The sequence below is a fragment of the Pseudomonas sp. B20 genome (assembly GCF_020515755.1).
GTDB classification, from domain to species: Bacteria; Pseudomonadota; Gammaproteobacteria; order Pseudomonadales; family Pseudomonadaceae; genus Aquipseudomonas; species Aquipseudomonas syringae.
In genome coordinates, this window is record NZ_JAHPJG010000028.1 from 1 (window position 1) to 20,464 (window position 20,464).

A 20,464-nucleotide genomic window follows, 5' to 3' on the forward strand; every position below is an offset into this window, starting at 1 on the left:
TCTGGGGGCAGTCCAACACATGGGCATGGTTCCTGGCGCGCCGCAGAAATAGCAGCCGGCAGGACCGCTATGGCAGATAGAGTGCAGAACCGGGAAACCGCTATTGCAACGAATGGCTGCGGCGTCGTATTCGACGCAGGGGATTCTTTCGGACATGACAGGTCTCCGCCCGCCGATTACCCGCAGGCTGTAAATGTTTTGGTGGGAGAGTGGACGTGCTTAACGTTTCGAGCTGGCTTTTGTATTTCTACCGCTCGTCAGAGCCCGAGCACGATCAATGAGATGGCTAGTCGATTGATAGCCAATAATTAAAATGGATCTTTATGAACACCAATTATTTCGATACAACCAACGCACATGATTTGGTGGGCGAGCTCGACAAGGCCACTGAAATAATGATGGCCCTGCATGTGGGGCAGGTTGGTGGTGAGCAGTGGAGGGATGCATGCTCGCGTCAGCAGAGCGCCTTTATGGAATGGCGTCAATATCTCTACCGGAAAGCTGATGAAAAACCGACAGCGCGGTTGCTTAGCATAGGCTGACGTCGTTGACGGAGTCTTCCGTCATCAAGCGCGCACCTGGTCGAAGTAAGCCTGCCTTACGGCTCGCACCTGATTGAAAACTCCGCACGGGTCGAGCTTTTGAACTTTGTCCTCGATGCGGCTGAACTGGGATCGGAGCCGATCCGGTATTGAGTGATTGCTCATCTGTGTTCCTTCGCGCATTGCGCATGTTTGATGTGGATGCCTTCGGGTTGTTGTGAAAAAAGCGCAGAGCAGGACTTCGTTTTTTGTGTGTACTATGGTCGAAGGACCGAATAGGAGGCTGTATGGAGCTAAAATCCAGGCTGGTATTTCTTGATACTAATATCTACGAGGGAAAGAACTTTCAGTTCTTAGAACACAGTCTGGGTTCGTTAAAGAAGCTAATAGACGATGCTGAGGTTCATCTTTTAATTACCGAAATAACAAAGCGTGAGGTCGTCTCGCATATAGCTAAGAATGTGAAGTATTCGGCTGCGCAAATAAACAAGATCAAAAAAAGTGCTATGATTTTCCGAAATGTCCCAAATGAGCGTATACACGCAATATTTGAAAAGCTATCTGTGCCCGATATTCAAGCGAAAATTGAAGCCGACTTTGCGCTTTTTCTGAGTTCAGAAAACGTAGAAATAGTTTCAGTTGATGGGGTTGCACCGAGCTACGTATTTGAGCGGTACTTTTCTGTGCTTGCACCTTTTGCTGCGGGCGATAAGGAAAAAGAATTTGCCGACGCGTTTGTGCTAAAAGCACTTTTAGATCTAGCAGAAGCTAGAGGGTATCAGATTCATGTAATATCAAGTGATAGTGACATGGCTCGCTTCGCGGAGCAACATTCACAGCTCATCTGTAATGATTCCATTGATGAGTACATCGATACTGTTAATAAAAGCGTATCTATTGAACCAGCAGAATTCGCTGCCAAAGCTTTGCAGAAGTTTGCGAGCACTCTTACTGAAATCGCCGGGGAAGCTATTCGTGAGCTGGATTATGAATTTCAGCGCTCTGGCGATATACAAGATATTGAGATTTTCGACGTGGAGTTAGTAGATAGTAGTTTGATATCCGTAGATGGCGAACAGTGCGCATATGAACTTAAGTTCTCGTTTAAAGCAACCGTCACTGAGTCTGAGAAAGACTATGACCGTAGTCCGTTTGATCATGAGGACGATAGGTATCCATTCGTGTTAGAGAATATTTTCGAGCGAACACAGGGCGGGGAGGCCACTATGCGGGTGACTCTTTGTTACCAAGATAAGCTGATAGATTCGGTTGAGTTATTCGATTATGAGTCCCCCACATTCGTTAGTCTTTCAGCGCCCTATAATGAAACTGTTCAATACCTGGATATTAATGGCGACTGATCAAGACTGCGCATTTCGGTTGAATCCCTCGTGTAAGGGGTGCGCTGGGCGCGGTTGATGAGCCAGGCAGCGATTGCCGGGCGCGCGAGTAGCTTGGCGAGCAGTCGCCAGAAGAGGTTGATCATGTAATGGCTCCGAATGGGCGTCAGCCTGTCGAGGCGCGCCGTGAATTGCGTGATGGGTAGTCTCGGGTCAGGCGCTGGCAGATAGGGCGGCCGCATGCTCGGCGCCATTGGCCAAGCCTGCATGCAAGTCGACCTTGGTGCCGGCCAGCATCCCGGAGATCTGGGCGTTGAGGTCGAGCTCTGCCTCTCTGACCTTCCTGGCTTTGCCGATCTGCTTGTCTGCGAGGTAGCTATCGATCAGCGCTTGGTGCTGGGCTTCTACTGCTACCAGCCCCTGTCCTGCGCCTTGGTGTTCTGGCGTTGTCGGGTCTTCACCACGTGGCACAAGCTCTTGCAACTTGCTCTCAACCGCGAACACCCAGGCTATGGCGAAGTGATCGCCGGCAGTAGGGGCGGAATAGCTGCTCCGGAACTTGCCGGCACGTACCCCGGAAACGTATGCGTTACGAGCCTGTGTCAGCTTCGCAAGAAGAGTTTCGTAGGCGTAGAGAGCGATATGCTGGGCAGGGCTCACCCCCACAAACTTTGCACGCTCGACGCGATTCTTTTTGGTCTCGCACCAATGGGTGTAACGCAGGGCCTTGACGTTGAACACCTTGGCCACAACCGCGCTCAGTTGTTGATCCCATAATGGGCGACGTGCAGCTCGCGACATCGAGGATTCGGCCTCGCCAACGTCGCTGACCTTTACGTCCGTTTCGCTGAGGTGGTATTCACGCATCAGCGCCTGCGCCTGGCGCATTGCTGTGGCCGCTTCGTTCTCGTTCGAGCTTTGCGAAAGCGCCAGGCAATGCTTGATCTTGCGGATTGCACGCTCAAGCTTTTTCGGGTCAATTGTTTTATCGGACATGGTTGTTCTCCACTTGATCGGATTTTTATGAGTCGTCATACTTGGGTTGTGTATTAACGGAAGTATCAGGCAGGGAACTCATATGATGATTTTTAGTGCTAGGCTATCTCGGCTGGCTAATGAATTAAAGATAAACTGGTTGATATATTCGGCTATAGTGCTTGCGGCTGTTGTAGTAGTTGCAGTATTGACGTTTTACTGTTTAAATTTTCCTTTCAATGTTTCGACCTCTCAAGAGATATGGGGGCAGTTCGGTGACTATTTTGGAGGGGTCTTGAATCCGATTTTGTCTTTTTTTGCTCTTACTGGGCTGATGATTACGTTGCGCGCGCAGCAAGCTGAAAGTAACAAAGCTGAAAAACGGCACGAAGCTTCAGCGTTTGATTCCCGACTTTTTCAACTTCTTTCATTAATGCATACCTCAGTATCTTCAGTTAAATTTGTGCGAACAGAACTTTTTGAGGCTTCGACCGAGTATGACGGTCACCGTGCAGTTGGATATGCGTTGAATAGGTTGCAGGAAGATTATCTTTACCTCGCAGAACGTGGGGTTGGAGAAGAAATGTATGAGCGATTAATGCCGAAATATTCGGCATGGAAAGGAAAGTATTGGTCAGGTGTGGCTAACTATATTGAGTCAGTACTGTTCGTGATTGAATATGTGCTCGCTAGTAAAGCAGGAAAAGATGACCTAGATTTTGCAATGCGAGCTGTTTTTGCACAGATGTCCTCAGATGAAAAACTGCTTGTTTTTTATGTGATGATTTTTTCGTTGCCGCAGAAAATCTTCATTTTTGGAGGTATGATGGATCACGGCTTATTTGGAAGTGCAAGCAAAGATGATTTGATGCCCTATAGAAAAGATCTGATAAATAGCGCTATTATGCAGAGATTATTAAATGGCTCGGTCGGCTAGGGTGACATGCGAGTTGCTCGCCGGGGTGGCGTGAGTCGTTGAAGTGGGGTATCGGTGTGCGTTTATTCAGAATGGAAGCTTGCACGTGACAGCCAAGGAAATACTTAATCGCTTCTCAAAAATTGTCCTAAAAACGCTCTGGATATGCACAGTGATCTGCAGTGTTTTTTTTCTAGCGTTTTTAGGATTGATTCTGGCCATGAAAGGAGCAACGCCAGAAATGGCGGCGTGGGTTCAAGCGGTAGGCTCCGTGGCAGCGATACTGGCGGCAATCTCTATCGCAAGCAGGCAGTCCAGAGAAGCGTTGACGGACAAGCTTGAGCGAGACCGGGTAGTTCTTGAGGCTATAATTGCTTTATCAGAACGTGCTGGCCATGCCGTCAAAAGGCTCTATGAAAAAACATCGCCGAACTCAAGAAGCGCCGAGGATGTAGCCTATGTCCAGGCCAGCTACCAAGCGTTTCTAAGTATCGACTTAATCAGCCTTCCAAATGTCTCAATTTTTGACCAGGTTATGATTGTGCGCAGTAATTTAGAAGTCGCTCTGCAGCAAGAAAAATTAACTTATCAGTATCTTGATAGCGCATCGAAAAATATTGCGCACAATATGATTCATTCAGCAGCGTTGACTATCGGCAGAGCCGTTTTGAACTTGAAGTCACAGCGCGCAGTTTGAAACTCAAAGTCTATTCGTGGAGTTCAGCGCAATAGATGAGGGTGGGTGTTAAGGGTGGTTGTCCGCGCCGCAATTTTGGAAATCGGACAAATAGCATTCGCTGACTGCAATGAAGCGTCCGCAGCCTTGATAGTTAAATACCTGTTTGCGTACGCGGCGTGGCTTGGGCGGTGTGATGCCGGTCCCGCGCAGAGCCTGTTTGAGGTCTACGTCTTACCGATGCATCAGGCGCCGGGCGCGCGCGACGATGTAGTCCAGCGGCCAGATGGTCAGCTCATCGTCGCCGATAGCGATAGCCGCTTCGAGGGTCACTCGGTGCGCGCGCTCAAGCCGGTCAGTGCCGCCGATGGGCCACTTGGCAAAGAAAATGTCGTTGCCGTTCCATTGCTGCTGGATCTGCAAAACGCACTGGCATCCCTCAGTCGGCTGTGCTGCCAAGTCGGTATTGCTGATGTACTGATGGTCGACGCCCAGATGCGCGCGCTCGTCGATATAGGATTTTGGCCACGGGATGTCTGTGTCCCTTTTCGCTGTGGCCTGCTCCAGTGTAAACAGCTCGGCCTTATCCAGGCTGGTCGTGTAACCGCCGCCCAGCGCCCAGCGCCCAGAACGTCAGGCCGTCGCCAACGTAGCTTCGGCTGTCCTGCAGGTAGAACTGGCTCATGGCGTTACTCCATGCATGCGCCGCCCTCCGTTTCCGGTGGTGGCAAATTGGTTAGGGATGCGGTATTACGGGTGACCGGCAAGGAGCCGTGTCAATGAGAGCGCTTTATATGAGTAAACAAAGTAAATCTTGGAAACCTATAGTTTTAGGGGGGCTCGCTGTTCTGTTTGTGATTGCTGTGTATACCGCCTACTACGTTTTTTTGTATTCGGGGTACGAAACATCAATTGATAGTGGCGGTAACTTAACCGGCGTTCGCTCGGGCGTGTTTGGTGATGCATTTGGGGTTCTAAACGCTCTATTCTCAGGGCTGGCGTTTTCTGGCGTGTTAATTACTTTGCTGCTTCAGAGGAAGGATTTGGCTGACAGTCAGCTGCAAAATGCTAAGCAGCAAACCGAGTCGCAGTTTTATAGTATGTTGACGCTGCAGCAGCAAGTCATTCAAGGATTCGATCTGCACGTAAATAATCGTGACCGTCAGTACACTATTGAAGGGCGAGACTGTTTTAGGGATTGGTATAAAAAATTAGGTCGTGAATACATTGCAAACTATGAAGAGGGGCGCAGCGAAAGCTTACGGGCAGTGATGGCGTACGAGGTGGTTTTACAATCTCATCAAGGTGATTTGGGGTTGTATTTCAGAAGTTTATACTCCGTTTTCAGATTTGTTGAGTTGGCTGAGTATGGAGATGAAAAGCACTTGGCTCGGGTTGCTCGGTCGCTTCTGTCGGACTATGAGCTAATATTTTTGTATTATAATTGCTTGAGTCGTAAAGGTGGAGGTTTTCAGAAGTATGCAAATACTTATGAGCTATTCGATAATCTTGATGTCAACTTGCTATTGGAATTGGGTCATGTAATTTTAATGGAGGAAAAGGCTTTTGGTAAAAATGAGGAGGCTCTGGTCGCGATTAATAATTTGAAAGCGTCGGCGTGACGATTTCATCCCCCGGGTCCTGCTGAATCATCCGCATGCTCTTTTGGTGAAGCTGCAGCGCCACGATGCTCGACACTGTGATTTCGTGGCGCTGAACCTCAAGCATCAGGCCGAAAATCTACCCAGCGCCAGCTGCGCCGCTTAACCCACCTGAGCTTCCAGCACCGACTTAAACTCCTGCGCAATTTCTTCGCGCTACACGTTCTCGCCAACCCAGCGCAGCTTTAGTACTGTCTGGGTGGTGTGAGACGTTGAAGTGGAAAAACCCCAAGTGGAAGCGCTTAGGAATGTGGACGAAGCTGCACGCTAACCAGTGAGGACAGTGCCGTGCATCAATTCATGATCGAAGTTTTTCGCGAAATCCTATCCGCTCTGCTTATAGCGGGGGCGCTTGAACTTATCGAGCGGGTAATCCAGATGCCTTGGGTGTAAGTGCACCGCTTGCCGAGGCGTTCAGCGCAATAGGTGAGGTCTGGGTCAAGCGGCTGCGCGCTTGAGCTGGTTAGTGAGCTGGGTGGGGAGGTTGCGCAGCGTCAGCGTACCACCGGCCTCGTCGAACTCGATCTTGTCGCCCAGCAGATGAGATTCGAAGCTGATTGACATGCCCTCGGCCCGGCCGGTGAATCGCCGGAATTTGTTGAGGGTCTTCTTGTCTGGCGGCAGGGATTCGGAAAGTCCGTAGTCCTTTGCCTTGATGAAGTCGTAGAAGTTCTTCGGACGGTCTTCGTCGATCAGGCCTGATAATTCGTCGAGGGTAATGGGCTCGCCCAGTTTGGCTTGCGCCATGGAGTAGCTGACCAAGGTGCTGGTCTTCTCGCGAGCGGCCTCGTCGGCCATGTCCTCGCTCTCGACAAAATCGCTGAACGCCTTCAGCAACGTGCGCGTTTCGCTTGGGCCGTCGATGCCTTCTTGGCAGCCAATGAAGTCGCGGAAGTAATCATTGATACGGCGACCCTGCTTACCCTTGAGATACGAGATGTACTGTTTCGACCGAGAGTTGTTCTGCCACTCGCTCACGTTGACGCGCGTGGCCAGGCGGATGTGGTCGAGGTCGAGGCAGTTCACCGTCATCAGTGCCAGCTCTTCGGTCATGGTCACCGCTTCGGTTTCCTGCACCAGAGCGATAACCAAGTAGTCGGTCAGGCCCTGCTGGTAGTGGCAGAAAAGGGCGTGCCCGCCGGTGGTAAGGTTCGACTCTTCCATCAACTTGGTCAGGTGCTCGACGGCGCTGGCGCTGAATTCCAGGAAGCCGATATCGCCGGCCAGGTAATCGCCGAGCCAGCCGCTAAACGGAAAAGCGCCTGACTGTGGGTGGAAGAACCCCCATCCCTTGCCGGCGGTTGCGTTGTAGCTTTCGTTGAGCTGACTCATCAGGTCATCGCGGGCCTGGCTCTCGACCTGCTCGGCAGCGCCCAGGAACAGAACGGCCGGGCTGCCGTCAGGCTTCTTGTCGATTTTGTGGATGACGCTATGACGTACAGGCATTTCATTTACCTCAGGTAGGCGCCGCCCGCCGAAGCGTTCAGTGCATGGTTGGATTGGGGATTAGCGCTTAGAATGACCTGAGCTACTTCGCGCGTTATCGTGGGTGATGACGGATGACCAAAGGAGCTCTGGAACGTGTGGATTGGAACCGAAAAGGAACGATTTAAGGTTCAGCGACGAATCATGTTCGTCCCTCTAGTTGTCGCTATTCTCTTTTCTGCTGTGAAGGTCGAAGCGTACTTTTCGGGATGCGCGACGCTTGGCGACTTGCTGAAAGTAATCTTCGTTGCCGGCCTTACTGGGGGCATCTTTTACCTTGCCGGGAGGTGGTGACCTGGCACAGTGCTCACGGTGGTGGCAAATAGGTCGGGGGTGAGCTATAGATGATTACCGGCATGGAGCCGGATCAAGGAGATGTGCATGAAGCTGGCAGTAAATGATATAGATCGGGCCAACTTGGCTTGGATTTGTGATGTGTTCGTCATTCAGGGTGATATCAAGGACCCAGGCATTACAGAGTTCCGAAAATTGATAGTTGCTGAACGCCCTGGATCTGTAAAGCCATCCCGCATGGATGAGACCACCCTCAAAATTACGGTGGAAGAGTTCAGTGATGCGGTTTTGGGTGACATCAAAGATAGATTGCTCAAAAACGAATCGCTGTCAGAGGCGCATAAGGCTATCCGAGAGGGCAGGTGGTATAGATCAACAATGGAAATAACTGTTGACCAGATTTGATGCCAAGCGGGATGTATAAAGGGGTGTGCTAATCGTCCCGCTCAATCCGCAGCGCCTTACGCTGATAAGCCAGCTCCAACTTCCGCGCCACAACTGGCGAAACTGTTATTTCGTGGCGCGGAACCCGAACAAACCGCAGCGCTTCAACCGGTCCAAGCGCATGAAGGTGGTGAATCATCAGGGTCATGGCCTCGGCCTGCTCCTCAATCTCCGCCCACTCCATCAGTTCGCTCAGCGCCTGTTTCGTGCCGGGCCGAACCCTTAGCCGCAACTCCTCTTCCCCGGCCTTCTGCCGCTTGAGCGCCGTCCTCTCGTCCCGCTGTTTCTGAGTCAGGGCCATTTATCAGCTCCGTGTAGCCGCTGGGCGGCAAGTGAATGTGTTGCTGTCGTCTGCCGTGGCGAACGCGCATTTGCAGGCGCTTCATTTCGCCCGGCTGCTGCTGGGTAGTCCAGGCTGTACTTCTGAACGATTCGCCTGATGGTGGTTCGATTGATCCCGGTCTGCTTCTCGGCCTGGAAGTGGCTGACGCCCAGATCGCGCATCGCCTTGATGCGCTCAAGCAGTTTCAGGTCTTCCTCCTCCTCAACATACTTCCGGTGATCAGCGCCGTTGTAACGGGGCTTGCGGGGTGGCGGCTCCTTGCGCGGAGGGCGGGGCGCGACCTGAAACGATCCAAGGTCGCGCACAGTTCCACCGCTGCGATGGAACTCATTCAGGGCCTCGGACAGCTCGGATTACTTGGCGCTGTTGGCCTGGATGGTGCTCAGTTCGGTAGTCATCATGCTGCCACCTGCGTGATGGTTACTCCGTCCATTTGGAAATCAGCGCCTTGAATGTGCACCAGATCGTCCAACGTGCCCCAGTTTACGGTGAGGGCCGAGATTGGAGCCTGGCCTTTACCAGCGCACGAAGATCGGTGGCGCTGACATTAGCTTCAAGATTCGTCGGCTTGGGGAAGTTCGACCGGTATGGGCGCCGCAGCGGCTTGTGGTGCGGTTGCGCTGGCTTTCCTTTTTGAGCACCGGCAGCTCTCCCGGCTTTTGCGGCAGCGGCAAGCTTTCCATATTGGCACGGTGCAGCTCCAAATCGGCGGCATCACGCAAGCTCTAGTCATAGATAATAAAGGCGATCGACGACAGGGGCGCAGGTCTTGATCAATGCGTCGACAAGCTGCGTCTGGTGATCCAGCACACAATTCATCAGATGGTTTTTTGTGCGGAGACACCGCCGTCGTTGCAGGCCAGACAGTCTAATAAACGACTATTTTTCCGCACCAAAACAAAAAGGGCCTACCCGGCAAAATGCCCGGTAAGCCCTTCATATATGTGGTGCCCCGAGCCGGGGTCGAACCGGCACGTCCAAAGGACGAGGGATTTTAAGTCCCTTGCGTCTACCAATTTCGCCATCGGGGCGGTAGCGCCAAGAGCAGGGAATATATACACCCGGCCCCCATGAAGCAAGCTTGAAAGCGTCTCGAAAGGTGCAAGACGCTGCTTTTTTGTCTGTCAGAAATGCTTGGCAAATCATGAAGCTACGAAATTTTATTGGCGCAAAGGCTGACGTGCCGTGGTCAGGCCGCTCAGGCTTTGCTGTCTTTCACCACCGCATCCTTAACCACAGCCTCGACCTTGTCAGCCAGTATTCGCAGATAGCTCGCCAGGGCGACTTCTTCCAGGCGCAGGCCTTTGCGTTGTCGGGAGCGGGGGAGTTTGGCCAGGTTGCCGAGCAGGAAGCCTTCCAGAACTGCCGGGTGGATGTAGCATTTTCGGCAGATGGCGGGGGTGTTGCCCAGTTGTTTCGAGACTGCCTTGACCATGTCGACGATGTGCCGTTTGGCGTCGGCCTCTGGCTCCCAATGCAGTTTTTGCAGCGTTGCCAATGCCAGCGCGCTGGCCGCCCAGGTCCGGTAGTCCTTGGCGGTGAAGTCCGAGCCGGTGAGGCTTTGCAGGTAGGCATTGATATCCGATGAGGTCACCGCGTGGCGCACGCCGTCTTCGTCCAGGTACTGGAAGAGGTTTTGTCCGGGCAGCTCCATGCAGCGCTTGATCACGTTGGCCAGACGCCGATCCTTGACGCTGACTTTATGCTCGACGCCGCTCTTGCCGCGGAATTCGAAGAGGATCTGGCCGCCTTTGACTTCGACGTGCTTGTTGCGCAGGGTGGTCAGGCCGTAAGAGCGGTTTTCCTTGGCGTACTGGCTGTTACCGATGCGGATCAAGGTCGCGTCCAGCAATGAGATGACCGTCGCCATGACTTTTTCCCGGCCCATGCCCGGCTGGGCGAGCTGTGCTTCGATCTGCTTGCGCACTTTGGGCAGCGCATGGCCGAACTCGATCAGCCGCGAGTATTTGTCCTGATCACGTATTTCGCGCCAGCGCGGATGGTAGCGATACTGCTTGCGCCCGCGGGCGTCGCGTCCGGTGGCCTGCAGGTGACCTAACGGGTCGGCGCAAATCCACACTTCGGTGTAGGCGGGCGGCACTGCCAGAGCGTTGATGCGCTTGATCTCCGACTCGTCCTTGATGCGCTGACCCTGAGTGTCGTAGTACGCGAATTTGCCGCGCAGTACCTTGCGTGTAAGGCCCGGTTGAGTGTCGTCTACGTAATGCAGTTCACTGGCGGGCTGGCTGATGGCAGTCGAGTCAGGCATGGCTAAGTTCCAAAGGCAGTTAAAAACACTGACCTCGGCCTTTTACGGTGGTGCCGTTTATTTGCTGCGTGGCGGTTTTTTTCGAAACGTCAGGCCAGCACCGCAACCGCCTTGATCTGCGCCCAGAGCGACTGGCCTCTGTGCAGGTTCAGTTGGTCGCTGGAATAGCGAGTGATGCGCGCGAGCAGCGGCGTGCCGCCAGCGTCCAGCTTGACCAGCACGTGTGCCGAATTGTCGGCCAGCGCTTCCTCGATCACCGTGACCGGCAAGCGGTTGAGGATGCTGCTCTGGTAATCGGGTTGCAGGTTGAGGCTGACGTCACGGGCCTGGACCTTGATGCGCAGCAGGGTGCCGACCTGCATCTGCGCGTGGGCGACGCGCATGCTCAGTTTGCTGTCGGGCAGCGTCACGGTGAGCAACTGGTAATGCTGATCATAGGCGCTGACCGTGCCTTCTATGACCACCCCCGCATCACTGCCCATCGCCAGCGGAAGGTCCAGCCGCGCCAGGGTTTCTTGGATCGGACCGCTGGCCAGCACGTTGCCTGCGTCGAGCAGCACCAGGTGGTCTGCCAGGCGTGCGACTTCATCCTGAGCATGGCTGACGTACAGCATGGGGATGTCCAGCTCCCGGTGCAGGCGCTCCAGGTACGGCAGGATTTCACTTTTGCGCCGGGTGTCCAGCGCCGCCAGCGGCTCATCGAGCAGCATCAGCCGCGGGCTGGTCAGCAGGGCGCGGGCGATGCCCACGCGCTGGCGCTCTCCACCGGACAGCTTGTCAGGGTTGCGCAGCAGAAGATGATCGATGCCGAGCAGTTCGCTGGCCTGCGGCAGTTGAATGCGCCGCTGGTGGCGCGGGATACGTTTCATTCCGAACTCCAGATTGTCCCGCACCGACAGATGCGCGAACAGGCTGGCTTCCTGAAACACATAGCCGATCGCCCGCTTGTGCGGAGCCAGGAAAATACCTTTTTCGGTGTCCTGCCAGACTTCATCGTGAACGCGGATGAAGCCCTGATCGGCTTTTTCCAGGCCGGCGATACAGCGCAGGCAGGTCGTCTTGCCCGAACCGGAAGGCCCGAACAGCGCGGTAATGCCCGACCCTGGCAGGCTCAGGTCGGTACTGACGGTGAAATCCGGGTAGGCCATTTGCAGGCGGACTTCTATCGGCGACGCCATGGCTCAGCTCCATCCCGTTCTGGATTTGCCGCTGGAATACAGCGCCAACAGCACCAGAAAGGAAAAGACCAGCATCGCGCCGGCCAGCCAGTGCGCTTGCAGGTACTCCATGGATTCGACGTGATCGAAGATTTGCACTGACACCACACGGGTTTTCTCGGGAATGTTGCCGCCGATCATCAGTACCACACCGAACTCGCCGACCGTGTGCGCGAACCCGAGGATGGCCGCGGTGATAAACCCCGGCTTGGCCAAGGGCAGAATCACGTGAAAAAAAGTGTCCCAAGGGCCGGCCCGCAAGGTGGCTGCGACCTCCAGAGGGCGGGAGCCGATCGCTGCGAACGCGTTTTGCAGCGGCTGCACGACGAAAGGCATCGAGTACAGAACCGAGCCAATCACCAGCCCGGCAAAGCTGAAAGTCAGCGTGCCCATCCCCAGGCTTTGGGTAAGCTGACCCACCGCACCGTTAGGCCCGAGCAGCAGCAACAGATAAAAACCGATAACGGTTGGCGGCAGCACCAGGGGCAGGGCGACAACTGCGCCAATCGGCCCCTTCAGCCATGAATCAGTGCGCGCCAACCACAGCGCAACGGGCGTGCCGATGATCAGCAGGATAACGGTGGTCAGCGACGCCAGTTTCAGCGTCAGCCAGATCGCCGCGATGTCGGCACTCCCCAGCGGCATTTACAGCTGGTATCCGAAGGACTTGATGATCGCGGCGGCTTTCGGGCCCTTGAGGTACTCGACCAGCGCCTTGGCGGCGGCGCTGTCCTTGCCTTTGTTGAGGATGACCGCGTCCTGCTTGATCGGGTCATGCAGGTCATCCGGTACGATCCAGGCCGAGCCGCTGGTCAGCTTGCCATCCTTGTAGATCTGCGACAGGGCCACGAAACCCAGCTCGGCATTGCCGGTGGACACGAACTGGTAGGCCTGGGTAATGCTCTGACCTTCGACGATCTTGGCTTTGGTGGCTTCGGTCAGGCCCATTTTGCTCAGTACCTGAGTCGCTGCCAGGCCGTAGGGCGCGGTTTTGGGGTTGGCGATGGACAAGTGTTGATACTGATTGGCCTTGAGCACCTCGCCCTTGCTGTCGACATAACCATCCTTGGCCGACCACAACGCCAGTGTGCCGACCGCGTAGGTGAAACGCGACCCCTTGACGGTGTCGCCTTCCTGCTCGAGTTTTGCCGGCGTGGTGTCGTCAGCCGAGAGGAAGACCTCGAACGGCGCGCCATTTTTGATCTGCGTATAGATCTGACCGGTAGCGCCAAACGCGGCGACGAGCTTGTGGCCGGTGTCCTTCTCGAAGTCAGTGGCTATCGCCTGGATCGGCGCGGTGAAATTGGCCGCCACGGCGACTTGCACTTCGTCGGCAGACGCATAGGCTGCGGCAGAGGCGGCAAAGGCCAGCACGGAGAACTTGAGAATGGCGCGCAGCGTGGTCGTTTGCATGAAACAGCTCCTTGATGATGAAAACGCACGCCATCGAGATAAGGGCGTTTCGCTATATAGATAAATATATAGCGTCAGCCTGTTGTTCTGAAAGCACTGTTTTATCGCGGAGACAGAATTTTCAGCGCGTTTTCAGCCAGTTGCCGCGTCAGTTCGGTGGCTCCCAGCCGATGTTTGATACCGACTGCCTGGCCTGCCCAGAGGTTCACGAAGTCACTGCTGCCCAGTTTTTCCGCCTGCGCACGCAGCGGCATCAAGGCACCGCCTGCCAGCGGAAACGCCGGGGCGAGCGCGCTGATGGGGCCGGCTTCGCGCATGATCCGATTGACGATGCCTCGCGCCGGACGCCCGGTGAAGAGGTTGGTCAGCGCGGTCTGGCTGCCCGTGGCATCGTGCAGCGCCTGGTGATGCAGGGCGCTGACGCTGGCTTCCGGGCAGAACAGATATGCGGTTCCGATCTTTACCGCCGAAGCGCCCAGGACAAATGCCGCCGCTACACCGCGACCGTCCGCGATACCACCTGCGGCGATGACCGGGATGCTTGTCGCGTCAGCGATTTGCGGGACCAATGCAAAGGTGCCTACCTGGGTGTGTAGTTGATCGCTGAGGAACAGCCCCCGATGGCCGCCAGCTTCATAGCCCATGGCAATCACTGCATCACAGCCGTGTTGCTCCAGCCAGATAGCTTCCTCGACCGTGGTGGCTGACGAGATGATTTTTGCACCCGTGGCCCGGACCCGATCCAGTAACGATGGCTGCGGAAGGCCGAAATGGAAACTCACCACTTCCGGCCTCAAGCGCTCGATCAATGCGCAGCTGTCGCTGTCGAAGGGCGCGCGGTTGGAGACCGGTGTTGGTGCATCGAAATCGGCACCCAATTCCTCGTAATAGGGCTTGAGCGACTGCTTCCAGCGTTCGGCGCGCTCGGCATCGTAGGCAGGAGGCTGATGGCAGAAAAAATTCAGGTTCAGCGGCGCGTTGCCGGTCTGCTGCCTGAAAGTCGCGATTTCCTGGTCGATTTTCTCGGGGGTGAGCATGGCGCAGGGCAATGCCCCCAAGCCGCCAGCCTGAGCCACAGCAATGGCCATCTGCGATCCGCTGGCGCCCGCCATGGGGGCTTGCAACAGCGGCAGTTCGATGGCGAACAGTTCAGTGATGCGGCTATCTGGCCATTGGCTCATGTGGTTCTCCGGCAGGCATTCGGCAGACGCTCATTGAGCGCGAGAATGGCGTGAATGGCAAACGCCACGTCGAGCGTCGACAAGCCGGGAGGGTCGCTCGGTTGACATAAAAAACGATCGGTCTACTATTCATGCATGACTCAGCCAACTATCCCGCTACCGACTCCCTCACTCGCCAGGCCCCGGCGTCCCGGCCGGCCACCGAAGGTTGATCGCGATAACCTCGAGACCCGCGAGGCACTGCTGCGCCGCGGTCTGGAAGTGCTCACCGAACAGAGTTTTTCGGCAACAGGGCTGGATTACATCCTCAAGGAAGTCGGCATTCCCAAAGGGTCGTTCTATCACTACTTCCCCAGCAAGGAGGCCTTTGGCCGGGCGGTGCTGGATGAATATGCACGCTATTTCGCGCAGCGGCTGGACCACTGGCTGCTGGATGAAGCGCTTTCGCCACTGGAACGACTGGTCGGCTTTGTGCAGAGCGCCAAGGGCGGTATGGCGCGACACAACTATCGACGCGGTTGCATGGTCGGCAATCTGGGCCAGGAAATCAGTCTGTTACCGGACGGATTTCGCGAGGTGCTGGAACAGACGCTGCTGGACTGGCAGTCGAAACTGGCGGGTTGTCTTAGGGCTGCGCAGTCAATGGGCGAATTGGCCGCAGACGCTGATTGCGATGAGCTGGCCGCGTTTTTCTGGATCGGCTGGGAAGGCGCAGTGCTACGCGCCCGGCTGGTTAAAAGCGCTACACCGTTGAACACGTTCATTGCCGGCTACCTTCGTGGTTTGCCGCAATGATTTCTCTTCAGGGCTATTTAAAGACGATCAGTCTAAATTGGAGGCGCATATGTTCAAGGGCATCTTGATCGACAAGGATGAGACGGGCTACCACGTCAATCTGACCGACATCGACGAAGCGCGGTTGCCCACGGGCGACGTGACGATCAACGTGTCGCACAGCACGCTCAACTACAAGGACGCGCTGGCGATCACCGGTCAGAGCCCGATCGTGCGCAGCTTCCCGATGGTGCCGGGTATTGACCTGGCCGGTACGGTCGAAGCCAGCGATACCCCTGAGTTCAAGGTCGGGGACAAGGTTCTGCTCAATGGCTGGGGTGTCGGCGAAGGGCATTGGGGCGGGCTGGCGCAAAAGGCCCGGCTCAAGAGCGAATGGCTCATTCCTTTGCCACAGGCCTTCACGCCGGCGCAGGCGATGGCCATCGGCACGGCGGGCTACACCGCGATGCTCAGTGTCCTGGCATTGGAAAAGCACGGTTTGACGCCTGACCATGGCGATGTGCTGGTCACCGGCGCCAATGGTGGGGTCGGCAGCTTTGCCATCGCCATCCTGGCCAGACTCGGCTATCGGGTCATTGCCTCCACCGGGCGGGCCTCGGAAAGCGACTACCTGCAGCAACTCGGCGCGGCACAGATCATTGACCGGCAAACCCTCTCGCAGCCTGGGCGACCGCTGGCCAAGGAGCAATGGGCGGCGGCAGTCGACTCTGTCGGCAGCCATACATTGGCCAACGTGTGCGCCGGTATCCGTTATCGCGGTGTGGTGGCGGCCTGTGGTCTGGCGCAGGGCATGGAGTTTCCGGGGTCGGTTGCGCCGTTCATTCTGCGCGGTGTCACGCTGGCGGGTATCGACAGCGTGACCCGCCCGCGCGCGGATCGGCTGGAAGCCTGGTCGAGGCTGGCGAGCGACCTGGACATGTCGTTGCTGCCACTGATCAGCCGTGAAGTCGGCTTGAGCGAGGTGATCGACCTCGCGCCGCAATTGATTGCAGGGCAGGTTCGTGGGCGGATCGTGGTGGATACTGCACGCTGAGTGAATCACGTCGCGTTCGCACTGGCACACTCGAGTGCGACCAGTGCGCGATGTACTTGCGTGGTGCCGAGCCCGGTTTCGCATAATTGCAACGGCGTGCGACCGCCGAGTGAGGTGTTGCGGGCAACCAGCCATTGGCCGGCACGCTCGGGCGTTGCAAATACCTGCAGGGCGTGGCTGGCAATCATCGCTACACGGTCCAGGCGTTCGGAGGCCACCAGATCCAGTGACTGCTGTTGGCGCTGGCGCCGTTCGAGGGTTGAAATCGATGCGTTGAACAGCGCTTCCATTTGCCGGGGGCCAAGGGCCAGCGCGTCCCGCACTGCGCGGATCCAGCGCGGCGCAAAGCCCGCCTGAATATTAGTCAGGCGTTCGGTTTCGCTGCGCTGACTGAGCTGGTGGGTCAGCAACCAGAAACTGGCCGCCGCTTCACGACGGCCACTTGTTGTGCTCGCAGAGGACGGAATCAAGGTGCGTGCCGGCCTTCGATGGCGGAAAGGACGGCCAAGGCTATCCCAGGCGACGCGTCGTTCAAGCGGCAGGATGTTACCGGGCGTTGCCTGACCGGGAAGGCGGAGCGCTGCAGCGCAGGTGTCGCACCAGAGCCCTCGTGCTAAAGTCGGTCGCCTGAATACGAATGAAAAGCGCCGTGGCTGTTGGCACGCGCTTGCACCAGAAAAGGCGTCGCTTTCTATGCCGCACGACCCTCACACCGATAAGGACACACGCATCGTCAGCCAGCCTTCGCTGCCCGACGTCAACAAGCCGCTGCGCCTCTACCTCGATCGCCTGGCACCTTCAAGCCGCCTGACCATGACCTACGTTCTGCAGGATGCAGCAGACCGGCTGGGCATGGCTGACGTCGATATTCATGATATTCCCTGGCACACCCTGCAACCTGGCCACGTTACCGCGCTGGTCGCAACGCTGCGTCAGGATGACTACGCGCCCAATACCACCTCGCTGTATGTGAACGCCATTCGCGGCGTGATGAACGAAGCCTGGCGACACGACCTGATCAGCCACGATCAACTGCTGAAAATCCGCTCGATCAAACCGGTCAGCGGCACGCGATTGGTCAAAGGCCGCAACATCCGTCGCACGCTGATTCGTGAGTTGATGGAAGCCTGTGCTGCCGACCCCAGGCCGCAAGGGCGTCGCGATGCCGCGATCATTGCCATTCTGTATGGCTCGGGGATGCGCAAGTCCGAGTCGGTCAACCTCGACCTTTCCCAGGTCGACTTCGCCGAGCGCAGCCTGCGGGTGCTGGGCAAAGGCAACAAGCAACTGATCAAGTACGCTCCCGAATGGGCCTTCAAGGCGCTGACCGACTGGCTGGCGTTGCGCCGCTCATGCCTCCAGCCGGGGCAGGGCGACGACCCGTTCCTGTTCAACCGGATCCGCCGTGGCAGCCATATCACCCGCGACAGAATCACCAAGCATGCGATTTACTTCATCGCCAAGCAGCGCGGGCGCCAGGTGGGCGTGAACATCATGCCCCACGATTTTCGACGTTCGTTCATCACTCGGGTGATCGAAGAGTTCGATCTGTCGATTGCCCAGAAACTCGCGCACCACACGCACATCTCGACCACCGCCAGTTACGACATGCGCAGTGACAACGAGCGGCGCAACGTTGTGGACCGGTTTGATCTTTGAGCAAAAAAAAGCCACCTCGCGTAAACGGGGTGGCTTAAAAGATCTAACCAAAGGAGTGATGAAGCAGAGCAGAGATTCACCGGCATCGCGATGCGGATTCGCGGGGCCGGGAGAAATGTTCGTTCATCGCCGGCAACGTTAACACCGCCGTCCCCGATTCAGTTATCAGCGTTATCGATAGCCGTCATTGTCAAAAAAAATAGGACGGCGGGCCTGCCTGCGGATAGCCATCCAAAAACTGGATAGTTCGACCCTGAGCTATCCGGCAATCGGATAGCCAACAATTGGCAACAATTCCATGCTTTGCCGCACTTGAAACGTACGGGACTGAGCATGGAAAAGTTCGATATACACCGTAAAACCCGATTCGACTCGTTGGTACACGAGTACGGTCTGGATGGCAGCCGCTTGCTGCCGTGGGAAGGCTACCCGATGCCGTTCGCTGGCGGCTGGTGCGTGGTCCGTCCGGGCACCTGCAGCGAAGCACACACCCAGATCGATCAGGAAATCTTCATTGCCATCAAGGGCAGTGCGCGTCTGGTTGTCGGTGACCGGCAGATGGATTTCACCGTCGGCGATATTGCTGCCATTCCGAAACACACCAACCATTACGTCATCAACGATTCCGCCGAGGATTTCCACTTCTATGTGGTCTGGTGGGACATGAACTACGTGAACGCGTTCGTGGCGCAGCACAGCGAGACCACGGGGTGCCTCGATGAGTAAGTTCATTGTCACCATCACGCCACCGACCCCCAACGGCGACTTGCACATAGGCCATATCGCCGGGCCCTTTCTGGCCGCTGATGTCTTCACCCGCGTGCAGCGTCAGCGTGGCCACGAGTGTGTGCTGGTGTCCTACTCCGACGACTACCAGTCCTACATGCTGCGCAAAGGGCTGGAGCAGGGCGTCGACCCGGTGGAGCTGGCCGGGCGCAATTCCGACCGTATCGAAGCTTCTCTGGCGGCCATCAACATACAGCCCGATAACTGGATGCGCCCGCACGACAATCCGTGGTTCGCCGAGGCGGTTGGCGAGGTGTTCGGTGCGCTGCGTGATGCTGGCGCGATCGAATGTCGGGATTCCAGCGAGCCGTATTGCCCTGATTGCGATGTCTGGGGCTACGAGGCCTTTGCCCGGGGCAACTGCAATTACTGCGGTGCCGAGTCCGACGCCAGTCAGTGCGAGAACTGCGCCCAGGCGCCTGACGCCGAGCTGATGACGGACTTGCGCTGCAAGCTCTGCAGTCAGCCCTCGCAATGGAAAAACGTCCATCGCGCGTTTCTGAAACTGGCCGGGTTCAAGCCGCAGTTGCGTGACCGCCTGCTGGGCCAGTCATGGCGCAAGCCGCTCGACAGCTGGTTGCGCGACAGCCTGGAGCACCTGCATGACTGGGGCGTCACACGCCCGGGCGACGGCGGGCTCGACCTGCAGGCCGACGGCTCGTGCCGGGTGCACACCTGGTTCATGGGGCTGGCGGGCTACATGGCGGCATTTCGGGAGTATGCCGACCGCGTCGGGCGTCCGGAGCTGTTTCGTCAGTACTGGCAGTCGGGGCAGGGCACGCTGGTGCATTTTCTCGGCTTTGACTGTGTGTTCAGCCACGCCATCGTCTATCCGGCGCAACTGACGGTGCTGCGCGACATCAAGGTCCGCCAGCGCTTCATGCCCAATCAGTTTCTCAAGCTGGACGGCCTGAACCTGTCGACCAGCCGCAACCATGCGATCTGGGTAGGCGACCTGGCCCGTGAAGCCTGCGCCGACAGTGCGCGCCTGTATCTGGCGAGTATCGCGCCGGAGGAAAGCGAGGGTGATTTCCGCCTGGCGCAGTTCCTGGCATGGCGGACAGAGGTGTTCAGCGAGTTTTTCCCGGCCTTGCTGGAGGCCGGCAGCAACCGCGACGACCACTGGTGGAGCGGCCTCTGCGGGGCAGACGCCGGACTCCTGGAAGCGTTGCGCGTGCAGTGGAGCAAAGCCTCGGAGCCTGCGCAGTTTTCGATGAAACGCATGGCTCAGGTGCTGCTCGACGTGATCGCCATCACTCGCGCGCGTCTGGCCGAAGGTCGCCCGGTCAGCCATCTGGCGGCTTTCATCGCAGTGCTTGGCAAGGCGCTGATTCCGGACATTTCAGCGCAGATCATCAGCGCGTTCGGACTGCCCGAAGCCCGCGTCCACGCCACGCTCATGAACGGCCCGGCCGCTGAATACTCCATCTGAACG

The 20,464-nt window shown here is 56.7% G+C and carries 23 protein-coding genes and 1 tRNA gene; 11 read left to right on the plus strand and 13 right to left on the minus strand.

The genetic code is table 11. The features are described from left to right. Positions 1-323 precede the first annotated feature (323 nt). Together LIX91_RS22965 and LIX91_RS22970 are read left to right on the plus strand one after the other, a co-directional pair. Entirely contained in the window at positions 324-542 is a 219-nt protein-coding gene (locus tag LIX91_RS22965) for a hypothetical protein (protein ID WP_226489219.1), read from the plus strand. 287 nt (positions 543-829) lie between these two features. Continuing rightward, positions 830-1,903, plus strand: coding sequence for a PIN domain-containing protein (locus tag LIX91_RS22970; RefSeq protein WP_226489220.1), 1,074 nt, complete (start codon positions 830-832; stop codon positions 1,901-1,903). Positions 1,904-2,095: 192 nt separating this feature from the next. On the opposite strand, the gene LIX91_RS22975 is transcribed toward LIX91_RS22970, so the two are convergent. Continuing rightward, positions 2,096-2,878, minus strand: a complete 783-nt coding sequence (locus LIX91_RS22975) for a DUF2786 domain-containing protein (RefSeq protein WP_226489221.1) — start codon at positions 2,876-2,878, stop codon at positions 2,096-2,098. A gap of 82 nt (positions 2,879-2,960) precedes the next feature. Here LIX91_RS22975 and LIX91_RS22980 point away from each other — a divergent pair, with 82 nt between their 5' ends. Together LIX91_RS22980 and LIX91_RS22985 are read left to right on the plus strand one after the other, a co-directional pair. Further along, positions 2,961-3,794, plus strand: coding sequence for a hypothetical protein (locus LIX91_RS22980; protein WP_052810451.1), 834 nt, complete (start codon positions 2,961-2,963; stop codon positions 3,792-3,794). 85 nt (positions 3,795-3,879) lie between these two features. Then, positions 3,880-4,470 (plus strand): hypothetical protein, encoded by a 591-nt coding sequence (locus LIX91_RS22985; protein WP_226489222.1) that lies wholly within the window; start codon positions 3,880-3,882, stop codon positions 4,468-4,470. 213 nt (positions 4,471-4,683) lie between these two features. Here the strand turns inward: LIX91_RS22985 and LIX91_RS22990 are convergent, their stop codons facing one another. Beyond that, complete coding sequence (locus LIX91_RS22990; protein ID WP_226489223.1) at positions 4,684-4,872, minus strand: hypothetical protein; 189 nt, start codon at positions 4,870-4,872, stop codon at positions 4,684-4,686. A gap of 356 nt (positions 4,873-5,228) precedes the next feature. Here LIX91_RS22990 and LIX91_RS22995 point away from each other — a divergent pair, with 356 nt between their 5' ends. Then, on the plus strand, positions 5,229-6,071 hold the full coding sequence (locus tag LIX91_RS22995; protein WP_226489224.1) for a putative phage abortive infection protein: 843 nt from the start codon (positions 5,229-5,231) through the stop codon (positions 6,069-6,071). 477 nt (positions 6,072-6,548) lie between these two features. Here the strand turns inward: LIX91_RS22995 and yejK are convergent, their stop codons facing one another. Continuing rightward, positions 6,549-7,556: a nucleoid-associated protein YejK gene (gene yejK, locus LIX91_RS23000; RefSeq protein ID WP_226489225.1), complete on the minus strand. Its 1,008-nt coding sequence runs from the start codon at positions 7,554-7,556 to the stop codon at positions 6,549-6,551. A gap of 420 nt (positions 7,557-7,976) precedes the next feature. On the opposite strand from yejK, the gene LIX91_RS23005 reads away from it, so the two are divergent. Continuing rightward, positions 7,977-8,294, plus strand: coding sequence for a hypothetical protein (locus LIX91_RS23005; protein ID WP_103377767.1), 318 nt, complete (start codon positions 7,977-7,979; stop codon positions 8,292-8,294). Positions 8,295-8,322: 28 nt separating this feature from the next. On the opposite strand, the gene LIX91_RS23010 is transcribed toward LIX91_RS23005, so the two are convergent. From LIX91_RS23010 to LIX91_RS23055, 9 genes are all read right to left on the minus strand, one after another. Further along, positions 8,323-8,634 (minus strand): hypothetical protein, encoded by a 312-nt coding sequence (locus LIX91_RS23010; RefSeq protein ID WP_226489226.1) that lies wholly within the window; start codon positions 8,632-8,634, stop codon positions 8,323-8,325. After that, positions 8,625-8,981: a hypothetical protein gene (locus LIX91_RS23015; RefSeq protein ID WP_226489227.1), complete on the minus strand. Its 357-nt coding sequence runs from the start codon at positions 8,979-8,981 to the stop codon at positions 8,625-8,627. Before LIX91_RS23015 ends, LIX91_RS23010 begins: the two co-directional genes overlap by 10 nt. Positions 8,982-9,191: 210 nt before the next feature. Further along, positions 9,192-9,398: a hypothetical protein gene (locus tag LIX91_RS23020; RefSeq protein WP_226489228.1), complete on the minus strand. Its 207-nt coding sequence runs from the start codon at positions 9,396-9,398 to the stop codon at positions 9,192-9,194. Positions 9,399-9,621: 223 nt separating this feature from the next. After that, positions 9,622-9,707: transfer RNA gene (locus LIX91_RS23030), tRNA-Leu, on the minus strand. Between the two features lie 167 nt (positions 9,708-9,874). Further along, positions 9,875-10,945 (minus strand): DNA topoisomerase IB, encoded by a 1,071-nt coding sequence (locus tag LIX91_RS23035; RefSeq protein ID WP_226489229.1) that lies wholly within the window; start codon positions 10,943-10,945, stop codon positions 9,875-9,877. Positions 10,946-11,034: 89 nt separating this feature from the next. After that, on the minus strand, positions 11,035-12,123 hold the full coding sequence (gene modC, locus LIX91_RS23040) for a molybdenum ABC transporter ATP-binding protein (protein ID WP_003416950.1): 1,089 nt from the start codon (positions 12,121-12,123) through the stop codon (positions 11,035-11,037). A 3-nt stretch (positions 12,124-12,126) separates the two neighbouring features. Continuing rightward, entirely contained in the window at positions 12,127-12,807 is a 681-nt protein-coding gene (gene modB, locus LIX91_RS23045; RefSeq protein WP_226489230.1) for a molybdate ABC transporter permease subunit, read from the minus strand. Next, a complete protein-coding gene (gene modA / locus LIX91_RS23050; RefSeq protein ID WP_226489231.1) occupies positions 12,808-13,575 on the minus strand; it encodes a molybdate ABC transporter substrate-binding protein in 768 nt (255 codons plus the stop codon). Between the two features lie 101 nt (positions 13,576-13,676). Further along, the gene (locus tag LIX91_RS23055; RefSeq protein ID WP_226489232.1) at positions 13,677-14,756 is read right to left on the minus strand and encodes an NAD(P)H-dependent flavin oxidoreductase; all 1,080 of its coding nucleotides are present in this window, start codon (positions 14,754-14,756) and stop codon (positions 13,677-13,679) included. A gap of 135 nt (positions 14,757-14,891) precedes the next feature. On the opposite strand from LIX91_RS23055, the gene LIX91_RS23060 reads away from it, so the two are divergent. Continuing rightward, a complete protein-coding gene (locus LIX91_RS23060; RefSeq protein WP_226489233.1) occupies positions 14,892-15,551 on the plus strand; it encodes a TetR/AcrR family transcriptional regulator in 660 nt (219 codons plus the stop codon). A gap of 49 nt (positions 15,552-15,600) precedes the next feature. Beyond that, positions 15,601-16,584, plus strand: coding sequence for an MDR family oxidoreductase (locus tag LIX91_RS23065; RefSeq protein WP_003416941.1), 984 nt, complete (start codon positions 15,601-15,603; stop codon positions 16,582-16,584). A gap of 5 nt (positions 16,585-16,589) precedes the next feature. On the opposite strand, the gene LIX91_RS23070 is transcribed toward LIX91_RS23065, so the two are convergent. After that, positions 16,590-17,054, minus strand: a complete 465-nt coding sequence (locus LIX91_RS23070; protein ID WP_003416940.1) for an antitoxin Xre/MbcA/ParS toxin-binding domain-containing protein — start codon at positions 17,052-17,054, stop codon at positions 16,590-16,592. 223 nt (positions 17,055-17,277) lie between these two features. Here LIX91_RS23070 and xerC point away from each other — a divergent pair, with 223 nt between their 5' ends. The 3 genes from xerC (at position 17,278) to LIX91_RS23085 (ending at position 20,461) form a co-directional block, all read left to right on the plus strand. After that, positions 17,278-18,243 carry a tyrosine recombinase XerC gene (gene xerC / locus LIX91_RS23075; RefSeq protein ID WP_103688580.1) on the plus strand — a complete coding sequence of 322 codons (966 nt, stop codon included), beginning with the start codon at positions 17,278-17,280 and terminating at the stop codon, positions 18,241-18,243. 333 nt (positions 18,244-18,576) lie between these two features. Then, complete coding sequence (locus LIX91_RS23080; RefSeq protein WP_003410749.1) at positions 18,577-18,969, plus strand: cupin domain-containing protein; 393 nt, start codon at positions 18,577-18,579, stop codon at positions 18,967-18,969. Next, positions 18,962-20,461, plus strand: a complete 1,500-nt coding sequence (locus tag LIX91_RS23085) for a methionine--tRNA ligase (RefSeq protein WP_226489234.1) — start codon at positions 18,962-18,964, stop codon at positions 20,459-20,461. Before LIX91_RS23080 ends, LIX91_RS23085 begins: the two co-directional genes overlap by 8 nt. Positions 20,462-20,464 lie beyond the last annotated feature (3 nt).